Consider the following 10,655-nt stretch of genomic DNA (forward strand, 5'->3'; position numbering starts at 1 on the left):
GACCGAATGATGAGACTCCCCGAAAGACAGTGCGCCCCACGACCCCTCTCCGATGCCGACCGGTACCGCTGGATCCGAGGCAACCGAGGCAACTTCGACATCCTGGACGCGCTGAAGGAAGCCGATCGCGACGCCGATTTCGACGCACGCATCGATGCCGTGATCCAGCGGTCGTTGGCGGGCCGCCGCCACGCCTGCGGACTGGACACACTGGCCACGCAGAGCGCGTCCGGCCCCTACGTCTTTGCGCGTGAGGCCAGCGTCGACGATCCCGCTTGATCGCGAGATGCAAGGCAGCACGGCCTGGGTCGACGGCGAAGGGGTCAGCGCGGGGCGTCGATCCTGGGGCGGCTGACCTCGATGCAGCGGTCGACAAGGCCGCGCAGCTCGATCAGGGCGGGCTCGACCTCGAACTTGCCGGTGCTGACACGCGCTGCGTCGATCAGGTCTTCGACCAGCCGCGAGATGTGCGCCACCTGGCTGAGGATGGTGGCCTGGCCGTGGGCCTGCAACTGCTCCTGGGCTTCGCGCAGGGCCAGCAGCCGTGCAGCGTGCGTGGCCTGCGCCTCAGCTTCGCGGGAGGCTGCGTGGTGCGCCGGCTCCAGCCGGGAGGCAAACGTGTCCATGCCATCGGCGGACCGGTCCCAGTAGAACGCGTAGATGCCGCGCTGGTGGCGCTTGGCACGGTACATCGCCGCATCGGCGTGCCGGATCAGGGTGGCCGGGTCTTCGCCATGCTCGGGGTACACCGCCACGCCGACGCTGACCGACAAGCTCAGCGCATGCGCACCCACCACGCAAGGCGCCTCGATGGCGTGCAGAATCTTCTCGGCGATCAAGCCCGCGTCGCCCAGCTGGGTGACCTCGGACAGCAGCACCAGGAACTCGTCGCCACTGTGGCGGCCGACGGTGTCGGCATCGCGAACGATGGATTGCAGGCGGCGGGCCACCTGCTTCAGCACCTCGTCGCCGCAGCCGTGGCCCAGCGTGTCGTTGATCTGCTTGAAGTGATCGATGTCCAGGAACAGTACCGCCAGGTGCGTGCCATGACGCCGGCTGAGCGCGATGGCGTGCTCCATCCGGTCGAGCATCATCGCGCGGCCGGGCAGCTCGGTCAGCGGGTCCAGCCGGGCCAGGCGGGCCACTTCGTCGAGGTCGCTCACGGCCGTCTCGGCGATCTGCTGCGCCTGCAGCGAGGCCAGCACCAGCTGTTCATTGGCCTCGAGCAACTGGGCGGCGGGCAAGGCGCTGAACTCCGCTTTTGCCTGGGCCAGATCCCGCCGCAGGTGGGCCAGGTCGGCGCGCAGGCGGGCCGCTTCCGCGTTCAGCGCCGCCAGCGTCTGCGGCGTATCGGCGGGGGGAGCTTCGTCGGCCTTCATTCCGCTGCTGCCGTCCTCAGTCGCCGCGTCGGCTTGCCGCCGAGCAGGCCTTCGTGGTGGTCGAGCAATTCGCCGATGCGGATGCCCTCGTCGTCGATGTGGAACAGGTGCAGGCCGTTCGAATGCGCGCTGCCGCGCACCTTGGCCACGGCGATCACGCGCTGCAAGCGGCTGTCGACCTCGACATAGCGCTGCACGATGATGGCGTCGGTCAGGAATGCGGTGCCGTAGGGGCTGAAGCGCAGATCGGTGTAGCGGTCTTCGAGCTCCGAGGTCATCAGCACCGACACACCGGTGGCCGCCAGCGCCGACACCATGCGGGCCAGCGATTCCCTGAAGTCTTCACGGAAGCTGGGCGCCAGCGCCAGCTCGAAGCCGGACAGTGAATCGATGACCACCCGGGTGGCCTGCAGGCGCTGGATCTCGTCGACCAGCAGCGTGGCGATCTCGTCGACCGACAGGTCCGGCGAGCGGGTGTCGATCACGCCGATGCGGCCGCTCTCGATCAGCGTCAGCACGGGCAGCCCGCGCGAGCGGTTGGGGCGTTGTTCGAAGGCCGCGATGACGCCGGTTTCGCCCCGCCGGCCGCCTTCTGCCAGGAAGGCCGAGGCCAGGATGCTCTTGCCCGAGCCCGACGGCCCGGCCACCAGCAGCGAATAGCCGCGCGGCAGGCCGCCGCCCATCATGGCGTCCAGGCCCGGCACGCCCATGCTCAGCCGCGAATCGGTCGGCGAGCCGGCATCATCCGTGGCCGCCACATCGATGCGCGGCGGCGCGAACACCTGCACACCGGCGGCGCCGATGCGAAAGGTGTGCAGGCCGGGCAAGCTGGCCTGGCCGCGCATCTTCAGGATGTCGATCTTGCGCACCATGGAGTTGCGGTGCACGCTCTGGCGCAGCCAGATCAACCCGTCGGCCACCGTGAAGATCGGGCTGGGGTCGGTGTCGGCGAAATATTCACCGACCAGGAAGGTCGTGGCCAGCCAGCTCGTCATCAGTGTGCCCAGCCGCTGCAGGAACTGCTGCAGCGTGATGACCGGGCTCGCGGCGGCGAGGTTGGCCAGCACCACGGAACGGAAGGAGTCGATGAAGACCAGGCCCGGGTTGTGCTGCCGCACTTCGGCCACCACGCGGGCCAGCACCTGTTCCAGGTCGCCGGCGGTGGCCTCCTCGGCCAGGCTGATGAAGTGGATCGACTGGTTGAGCTTGTGCTTGTCGAAGAAGTCGAACTGCTGCATGTAGCGCAGCATCTTCAGCGGCGGTTCGCCGAGCACGGTGAAGTACAGCGCCGGTCGCTCCGGCGTGGCCAGCGCGAACATGATCTGGTGCGCCAGCGTGGTCTTGCCGCTGCCGGGCAGGCCGGCGATCAGGTTGAACGAATACTCGGGCAAGCCGCCGCCGAGCACTTCGTCGAGGCCGGGCACGCCGGTGGGCAATCGCTGGATGGTCGCGCGGTCTGAAGTCATGGCGATGGGTCCCGCTCCGGTGGGCTGTTGGCCTGGCCGCCCTGCGCGGATGTCAGGATGTGCGCTGTCAGGGACTGGCCGATCAGGCTGGCCAGCAGGTTGCGAAAGGCCGTGAGCAGCGCTGCGTTGGCGGGGTCGGCGCGCTCACTTGGCTGCTGAGCCAGCGCGGCATGCAGCGCCGCGTAGGCGTCGGCCTGCGACGCACCGTCCTGCGGGGCCGGCAGCCAGGCGTGCTCGGCCTGCACCCGCTGCAGGCTGCGCTGATAGAGCGCCGCAAAGCCGCGCGGGCCGATGATCGGCGACAGGCGCGTGTCGAGCGCGCGCCAGGTCTCGAGGGCCGCGTTCGCCGTCAAGGTGCACATGAACTGTCGTTGCAGGCTGGCCGGCACGGCGCGGTGCGTGCCGCCGGTCAACGGTAGTGCGTGAGGCCGTCGGCCGACTGCGGGTAGACCTGCGGTGTCGCGATCTCGCGGCCCACCATGGCCCGTGCGTACAGGTAGTTGTTGCGGGCGCGGTCGCTCAAGGCATTCATGTCGACATGGCCTTCGCCGTCGCAGGGAAAGCAATAGCCGCGGCCGGCGCGGTGAAACTCGGTGAATCGAACCTCGAACAACACGGGCGAGGGCGTCAAGGGGGTGCTGGGTGTGATGTTCATCATCGGCTCCACAGAGCTGAATGGTTCAGTTCTTGCATTCAAGTGTCGGTGCCGAGCATCCTGGGGGCTAGCAGAGCGCAGCGCATCGGGATGTCAGCGCTGGTCGCGTGCTGGCGGGCATGGTGTCCTACGTCTCACCCGCATGGCCCCGAACCTGATGCTCGAGAGGGCCCAGTGTGGGCCGCACGGCGGCAGCCATCAGTGCGCTAGCGCACATGGTGAGGGTCCGGCGCAACACAGGCAAGCGGCCGGGCACGCCATCTGCCGTCACGACATGCACTACCTTCGAAAGGATTGACCATGGCTGAAAAATCCGCCAGCGTGCATTGGGAAGGGCCCGGCAAGCAGGGCCAGGGTCAGATCAGCACCGAAACGGGTGCACTCAAGCGTTATCCCTACGGCTTCGCCAGCCGGTTCGAGGATGACCGGCGTGGCACCAACCCCGAAGAAATCCTCGGCGCGGCGCATGCCGCCTGCTTCACGATGGCGTTTTCCTTTGCCTGCGACAAGGCTGGTTTCGCCACCGCCACCGTCGATACCCAGGCCCAGGTGCGCCTGACCAAGCAGGGCGAGGGGTTCGTGATCGACCGCATCGCCTTGACGCTGAAGGCTTCGGTGCCCGGTCTCGATGAAGCGCGCTTCCAGCAGATTGCGCTGGCCGCCAAGCAGGATTGCCCGTTGTCCAAGGCCTTGGCCAGCGTGCCCGAGGTCACGCTGCAGGCGAACCTGCTGAACGCCGAGCGGCTCTGACGACCCGGTCAACGCGCCGGGTCGGCAGGCACGGCGTCGTCGGGCGCGTCCGTGGCGGATGCATCCGACGGCGCCCGGCGGCTGCGCGGATCGTGCTTGGCCAGCGCCGTGCCAACGGCCCGCTTGAGTTTGCGCACGGCGCCTTCGATGGCCTGATGGGCATTGCCGGCATGGTCCTTGACGACCACGGCTTCGAGCCCTACCAAGCGCGCTTCCAGCGTGCAGTGGATGTCGTCGGTGCTCGACCGGGTCTGGCTGTTCACGTCGGACAAATGCGCCTCGACGCGGGTGATGCGTTCGCCGAAGCGCTGCATGGCGTCCTGTACGACGGTCTTGATGTGCACCGCCATCAGGTCGCTGCCATCGGTGTGCGGGTCGGAGTGAAGCAGGATTTGCATGGGTTCCTTCCGGGGGCCTGCATCCATGGCAATCGACGGGCCGGGCGGACATCGGCGGCCAGGCGCTTGGCTGCAGACAGGTGGCACGACCCGGCGCGGGCCGACGTGCGCTGCGTGCGGTGTCCTACACGCGGCCGGTGCCGGTCTGACTAGACTGGCTGATGACCAACACCAGCGCCCTGCGAGTGATCACCGCCCCACTGAAGCTCGTCAAACCGGCCACCTCCGCCGAAGCCAGGATGGGTGCGGCACCTGACGCACGCAGCAATCACCTGCTGGCCGCCTTGGCGGACGATGTCTGGCAGCGCTGGCAGCCGCAACTGGAACGCGTGGAGATGCCGCTCGGCCATGTGATGTACGAGTCCGGCAGGACGCTCAGCCACGTGTACTTTCCGACCACGGCCATCGTCTCGCTGCTCTACGTCATGCGCGACGGTGCTTCGGCCGAGATCGCGGTGGTCGGCAACGAGGGTGTCGTGGGTATCTCGCTGTTCATGGGCGGTGAATCCACGCCCAGCCGAGCCGTGGTACAGAGTGCCGGGCACGGCGTTCGGCTCAGCGCGCAGGCGATCAAGGCGGAGTTCAAGCAGCCCGGTCCGGTGATGCACCTGATGCTGCGCTATACACAGGCGCTGATCACCCAGATGGCGCAAACGGCGGTGTGCAACCGGCACCACGCGCTGGACCAGCAGTTGTGCCGCTGGCTGCTGCTGAGCCTGGACCGGCTGCAGGGCAGTGACCTGGTCATGACCCAGGAGTTGATTGCCAACATGCTCGGCGTGCGCCGGGAAGGCGTGACCGAGGCGGCGCTCAAGCTGCAGTCGGCGGGGCTGATCCGCTATGCGCGCGGCCACATCACGGTGATCGACCGTCGCGGCCTGGAGCAGCGCACCTGCGAGTGTTATGCGGTGGTGAAGAAGGAATACGAGCGCCTGCTGCCCGGCCGCAGGCTGGATGAGGCCGCTCTCCATGTGCGATAGGGCGCGGCAAGCCGATTCGTGGCGCCGCGCCGCGGTTCGTCGGCTTCACGACGCGGGGCCTGGCGGTAAGCGCTTGCCGCCGCCGTGCCGGTGGTGCCGCATGCGCTGCAGTTCCCGATCGAACTGCCACAGCTCCAGCAGCGTCGGTGCCGCGCCCGGCGCGCGGGCCTGGCGGGGAACGGCCGGCTGCTCGAGGTTGGCCGACCAGCTCTCGCCGGCGCGCAACGGGGTGGGGGCGGGCAGCAGGTCGAGTTCGGCGGTGTCGAACCAGGGCGTCAGCGCCTGGGCGATGGCCCGCGCGCGGGGCTTGATGGCGGCCTCGCCGACGCGGCCGCGCTGGCCCCAGCGCACGATCGCGGTGGCTGACGAGGTGGCCTTGGCGTCGAAGGCATCGGTGATCGCGAAGTCGCGGCGGATGCCCAGGCGGCGCTGCATCAGCAGCTCTTCCAGCGTCATCGCCACATCCTCGAAGGGGGTGGAATAGCTGTAGTCGTCGGTGGCCAGGTCGGCGCTGAACTCGGCGGCCACCTGCGCGGCGGTGTAGGCCTTCTGCCCTGCGGTCGCGGTGGCACCGCGGAACAAGACCTGGCCCAGGCCGGCCATCACGGTGGATGTCAAGGGGTAGGCCGCCGGCACGGTGTCGGAGGTCAGCAGGTAGTTTTCATAGCGCGGGTAGATGTTGTCCCAGACGCTGCGGTTGCGCAGCAGGCCGCCATAGGCCGAAGGCGGCAGGTAGTCCAGCGCATGGCTCAGCTCGTGGTACATCAGCCAGGCCGATTCATTGCGCACGTCGTCCATCGTGCGGGTGATGCGCGCGCGCGGGTCGAAGTAGGCAAAGATGCTCTTGCCGTTCTGCACATAGCGCCACAGCGAGTCGAACTGCAGCCCGTTGCCGAAGTCGCTGCGGTAGTCCGGTGCCTCGTTCACCGTGTCGCGCTCTTCAGGCGTTAGCCAGAAGCTGTCGCCATCGAGGTAGATCGCCCCGGTGCCGGCGTAGTAGAACGACGGCCGCACCTGGGTCGACAGCACGATCGCCGTCACGCTGTTGAGCATGCGGCGGAAGTCGCCCTGCGTGTCCTGCGTGCGCAGGAAGGCCTCGAAGTTGCGGCCCAGCCAGTCGTGCGAGACCAGCACCCGGCTCATCACCCGCTCGACCGTGGGCGTGTCGCCGGCGGTGTCCTGGGCCAGCAGCGGCAGCATGCCCAGCGTGCACAGGTTGTAGCGCGGCCCCTCCATGTAGATGGCGGCGTCGTAGACGCAGCGCTTCAGCACGCCGCTGTACGGCCCGCTGGCCTGGTAGGGGTAGACGCGCGGCACATGTTCGCCGGCCCACATCGCCGCGGTGTCGGTGGCCGGCGCCTGCACGTGGTGCTCGACCAGCACCATCACCTCGTCGCTGGCGGACAGGCCGTTGGCCGTGTGCAGCGTGGCCCGCAGGCGGATCAGCGTGTCGCGGCCGACCTGTGGCGCGGTGAACAGCGCCAGGCGGCTGGTCTTGGTGTCCAGTTCAACCGCCGGGCCTTCGATCTGCGTCCAGGTCACCGCCTTGACGCTGTCGCCTTCGGGCAGCGTGGGCCAGGCCCGCACCGAGACCTTGCCGCCCATGCGCACCGAATGGCTGGCCCGCAGCGCGAGTTGCGCCGCGGCGGCCTCCGCTGCGGCCACCGCGAGGGGGACGGTCTCGCTGCGCAGCACGCCCGCGGGATCGGTGAAGCGGACCTGGAAGGCATAACTGCCCGGCTGCGGCGGGTCGAAGCTGAGGGTCTGCGTCTTGTCGGCCGCCAGCACCACCGCCGGGCCGGCGGTCTGCTGCCATTGCGGTGCGCCGATGGCCCCGGTGCAGCCCGCCACCGTGAGGCCGGCGTTCCTGCCAACGCTGGGCGCCGGCGTGGCGTAAGTGCTGTAGGCGGTGCCGGCGGCGCACAGCGCGGACAGCACGCGCGGCTGCGGCGTGATGAACTGCGTCAGCGGCCCGACGGCACGCACCTCGGTGCCGAAGCTGCCGCCCAGCACGTACACCTGGCCGTCGCGCACACCGAGGTAGATGCCGGTGGCTGGGTAGAAGCGGTAGAAGTAGCCCTGCGCCGTGGCGCTGGGCGCATGGGGCGGAAAGTAGTCGGGGTAGTAGGTCTCGGCAAAATCCATCAGCTGGTTGGCAGCATCGGCGGGGTCCACCGCCGCGGTGTCCGTCGCGGCCAGCGCGCGCTGCGGTGGTGTGGCGGTGGGCGCGGTGGTGGTCATGGCGCCGCGGCCTGCCGTCATCGCCGCGGCTGCGGCTGCGGCCGTGGACAGCGACGGGCTCGAGGAGCCGCCGCCGCAGGAGGCCAGCCACACCGTGCCGGCCAGGATCAGGGTGATGCAACGCGAGTTCAACTTCGCTCCCTCTGGTTTTTGTTGTCGATGCTTCAGCGCAGCACGCGCCAGCGTGTGTCGCTGCCCTGGCAGGCGGTGCCGCGCAGCCGGTCGGTGATGCCCTTGACCGTGGCGTCCACGCTGAACTCGCGGCAGGGGCCGTGTTCGCCGCCATGCCCGCGCATCGGCGTCAGCGTGAACTCGTTGCCGGTCTGGGCATTGCGCCAGGTCACGGTGGTGCTGCTGTTGCTGAGCTCGAGCACGTGCGCGAGCTTGAGCTTGTCCGCGTCGTCCATGACCCGCTCGATCGCCAGCGCCGCTTCGGCGCCGGTGCGGCTGCTGGCAAACAGCGGTTGTGGCCGACCGCCACGCTCGCTGACGGCGGTCGGCAGATCGGCGGTGGAGCCGCAGGCGGCAAGGGCGGCGGCCAGGGCCAGGCCACAGGCCGACCGCGTACGGGAAGGAAGTCGATTCATCAGGGCATGCTCCGAAAGGCATTCGCGCTGCAGGCAGCGCCATGCCGGGAGTGTCGCCGCAGATGGCTCACGGCCGGCTCATGCCGCCGGGCCAGGGCCTGGCCGGGTGGCCCGCACAAGTGAAACAGCCGCTGGTGCAGCGGCTGTTTCCAGGTATCGACGTGGCGGCCTGAGCGCCGCCTGCGGGTGCCTACGCGGGCCGGCGGCGCAAGCGGAACCACCCGGCCATGGCGGCCAGGCCTGCCAGGCCGAGCAAATAGCTTTCGGGCTCCGGCACCAGCGCGGCGCTGCTGGCGACGGCAAAGGTCTCGACACCCCCGGTCGCATCTGCCGCCGTGGCCGACAGCCCGATCAGGTTGCCGCCGAACCCCGCGCCGAAGGCCGCGGCCTGCGCTTGCGCGGCCTCTGCTGCATCCAGCGAAAACACGACGCCGGCTTTGCCGGTGCCGGCAAATGTGTCGGCAAAACTGACGGGGCTGAACCCGGCGCTCTGGTACAGCAGTTGGCCCGTCGGGCTGTAGATGCTCAGCGTCAGGTCCAGCAGCTGGATGCTGCGGGCGGCTGCGTTGCCCGGCTCGGCCGCGTTGAACACGATGCGCAGGTCGGCCGCCGAACTGACGCCCACGTCGGCGATGCTGCGCAGCGTGGTCTGCGACGCACCGGTCTTGGCGTCACCGGTGATGAGACCCTGGCCATCGCCGAAGCTCACCGCGCCTGATTCATCGCTCGAGCGCCCGGGGCTCTGCAGCGTCAGCACGGTGCTGACCGCTCCCAGGCCGGAGCCATCGAGTTCTTGTGTGCCTTGCACGACCAGCGCGTGTGCGGGCAGGGCGGACAAGCCGGTGAGCGTCGCCGCAGCGGCCAGACCGATTGTTAATCGAGTCATGTAGTGATCCTCCGAGGAAGGGAGTGGGAGATTGCTCTTGAAGGCAATTGTGGTTCCTCGATGCGCGAACGCACGTTGCATGGTGTGTCATTGTGCGTCGCATCAATTCCGGCGGCGATGGATCCCAGGCCGTCAGTTGGGCATGTCGCCGGGTGGCGACGGCTTGGACAGCAGCGCTTCGTACAACGCCAGATCAGCCGCGGAGAAGCAGCAGAAGATCACTTCACGAATCGAGCATGGTCCCATCAAGGTGCTGCGCACGGTTCGCGTGGCGATCTCGGCCGCGGCGGCGGCGGGGTAGCCGTAGACACCGGTGCTGATCGCCGGGAAGGCGATCGAGGCCAGCACCTGCGCGCTGGCAACGGCCAGGCTTTCGCGGTAGCACGAGGCCAGCAGCTCGGCCTCGCCGTTCTCACCGCCACGCCACACCGGGCCGACGGTGTGGATCACCCAGCGCGCGGGCAAACGGAATCCGGCAGTGAGCCTGGCCTGGCCGGTGGGGCAGCCGCCGAGCAGGCGGCAGGCCTGCAGCAATTCGGGGCCGGCGGCGCGGTGGATGGCGCCATCCACGCCGCCACCGCCCAGCAGTGAGCTGTTGGCGGCGTTGACGATGGCGTCGAGATCCAGCGTCGTGATGTCGGCGCGCAGGGCACGCAGGGTGTTCATCGGATTCTCCTGGGGAAAGGCATGCAGGTCCGTCAAGGTCGATCAGCTCACATCACCAACTGCCCACGTCGGTCCGCCACCCGGATGGTGGCGGTCATGCCTGCCGTGAAGCGCAGGAAATCGGCTTCCATGCCGTCGGAAAAGATCACGCCATGCTCGGGCATGCGGGAGCACAGCGTCAAGGGCTGCTGCGCGGTCACCGTGCCGTAGACCAGGCTGGCCTGCGAGCTGCGGGTCGGGAAGGGCTCGCGCACCACGAAGGTCAGCTGCGCCGAATCCCAGGGCTGCGTCGGGCACGCCGGCGCCCGCCCGGGCTGCAACGCCGCGGCCACGCCGATCGAGCCGGTGAGCACGCTCTTCAGCCAGGCGGTCGAGCCCAGGCCGGTGGAGACGATGACGCCGGAGGACGATTGCGTCTCGCGCTGCTCGCCCAGCGCGATGTCGTACCAGGCCGAGGTGTGGGAGCGCGGGCCGATGAACAAGTCGTTGACGCCGCGCAGCCGCTGGCCATCGGACAGCACGGCTTCGGCCATCGTGATGGCCTTGACGGGCCGGCGCTGCGCCGCCACCTCGGCCAGCAGCGTGGGCAAGTCCTGCGCCGCAAATGGCAGCAGCGCGCCGTCCCACCGGGTAGGCTCCGGGTTCAC

General features: G+C 68.9%; 12 protein-coding genes and 1 pseudogene. 3 read left to right on the forward strand and 10 right to left on the reverse strand.

The genetic code is table 11. The features are described from left to right. Positions 1 to 9: 9 nt before the first annotated feature. Entirely contained in the window at positions 10 to 279 is a 270-nt protein-coding gene (locus VLK61_RS20210; RefSeq protein WP_325423428.1) for a hypothetical protein, read from the forward strand. Positions 280 to 323: 44 nt separating this feature from the next. On the opposite strand, the gene VLK61_RS20215 is transcribed toward VLK61_RS20210, so the two are convergent. From VLK61_RS20215 to VLK61_RS20230, 4 genes are read right to left on the reverse strand one after another with little or no spacing between them, the layout of a single operon-like run. Next, on the reverse strand, positions 324 to 1,379 hold the full coding sequence (locus tag VLK61_RS20215; RefSeq protein WP_325423429.1) for a GGDEF domain-containing protein: 1,056 nt from the start codon (positions 1,377 to 1,379) through the stop codon (positions 324 to 326). Next, positions 1,376 to 2,845 carry an ATPase domain-containing protein gene (locus VLK61_RS20220; RefSeq protein ID WP_325423430.1) on the reverse strand — a complete coding sequence of 490 codons (1,470 nt, stop codon included), beginning with the start codon at positions 2,843 to 2,845 and terminating at the stop codon, positions 1,376 to 1,378. The genes VLK61_RS20215 and VLK61_RS20220 overlap by 4 nt, the downstream gene beginning before the upstream one ends. Continuing rightward, on the reverse strand, positions 2,842 to 3,207 hold the full coding sequence (locus VLK61_RS20225) for a hypothetical protein (protein WP_325423431.1): 366 nt from the start codon (positions 3,205 to 3,207) through the stop codon (positions 2,842 to 2,844). The genes VLK61_RS20220 and VLK61_RS20225 overlap by 4 nt, the downstream gene beginning before the upstream one ends. 47 nt (positions 3,208 to 3,254) lie before the next feature. Continuing rightward, positions 3,255 to 3,500 (reverse strand): hypothetical protein, encoded by a 246-nt coding sequence (locus VLK61_RS20230; RefSeq protein WP_325423432.1) that lies wholly within the window; start codon positions 3,498 to 3,500, stop codon positions 3,255 to 3,257. Positions 3,501 to 3,800: 300 nt separating this feature from the next. Here VLK61_RS20230 and VLK61_RS20235 point away from each other — a divergent pair, with 300 nt between their 5' ends. After that, positions 3,801 to 4,250 carry an OsmC family protein gene (locus VLK61_RS20235; RefSeq protein ID WP_325423433.1) on the forward strand — a complete coding sequence of 150 codons (450 nt, stop codon included), beginning with the start codon at positions 3,801 to 3,803 and terminating at the stop codon, positions 4,248 to 4,250. Between the two features lie 8 nt (positions 4,251 to 4,258). Here VLK61_RS20235 and VLK61_RS20240 read toward each other — a convergent pair whose 3' ends face one another. Further along, on the reverse strand, positions 4,259 to 4,648 hold the full coding sequence (locus tag VLK61_RS20240) for an HPF/RaiA family ribosome-associated protein (protein WP_325423434.1): 390 nt from the start codon (positions 4,646 to 4,648) through the stop codon (positions 4,259 to 4,261). Between the two features lie 239 nt (positions 4,649 to 4,887). Here VLK61_RS20240 and VLK61_RS20245 point away from each other — a divergent pair, with 239 nt between their 5' ends. Next, the gene (locus tag VLK61_RS20245) at positions 4,888 to 5,628 is read left to right on the forward strand and encodes a Crp/Fnr family transcriptional regulator (protein ID WP_325423439.1); all 741 of its coding nucleotides are present in this window, start codon (positions 4,888 to 4,890) and stop codon (positions 5,626 to 5,628) included. A gap of 45 nt (positions 5,629 to 5,673) precedes the next feature. On the opposite strand, the gene VLK61_RS20250 is transcribed toward VLK61_RS20245, so the two are convergent. From VLK61_RS20250 to VLK61_RS20270, 5 genes and pseudogenes are all read right to left on the reverse strand, one after another. Continuing rightward, positions 5,674 to 8,001 carry a hypothetical protein gene (locus VLK61_RS20250; RefSeq protein WP_325423435.1) on the reverse strand — a complete coding sequence of 776 codons (2,328 nt, stop codon included), beginning with the start codon at positions 7,999 to 8,001 and terminating at the stop codon, positions 5,674 to 5,676. A gap of 32 nt (positions 8,002 to 8,033) precedes the next feature. After that, a complete protein-coding gene (locus VLK61_RS20255) occupies positions 8,034 to 8,456 on the reverse strand; it encodes an RT0821/Lpp0805 family surface protein (RefSeq protein ID WP_325423436.1) in 423 nt (140 codons plus the stop codon). 190 nt (positions 8,457 to 8,646) lie between these two features. Then, on the reverse strand, positions 8,647 to 9,423 hold the full coding sequence (locus VLK61_RS20260; RefSeq protein ID WP_325423437.1) for a PEP-CTERM sorting domain-containing protein: 777 nt from the start codon (positions 9,421 to 9,423) through the stop codon (positions 8,647 to 8,649). Positions 9,424 to 9,474: 51 nt separating this feature from the next. Beyond that, positions 9,475 to 10,008, reverse strand: a complete 534-nt coding sequence (locus VLK61_RS20265) for an O-acetyl-ADP-ribose deacetylase (protein ID WP_325423438.1) — start codon at positions 10,006 to 10,008, stop codon at positions 9,475 to 9,477. Between the two features lie 47 nt (positions 10,009 to 10,055). Continuing rightward, positions 10,056 to 10,655 (reverse strand): annotated as a pseudogene (locus tag VLK61_RS20270) (sugar kinase); the annotation flags it as partial.

It is taken from the genome of Aquabacterium sp. (assembly GCF_035476535.1).
Taxonomy (GTDB): domain Bacteria; phylum Pseudomonadota; class Gammaproteobacteria; order Burkholderiales; family Burkholderiaceae_C; genus Pseudaquabacterium.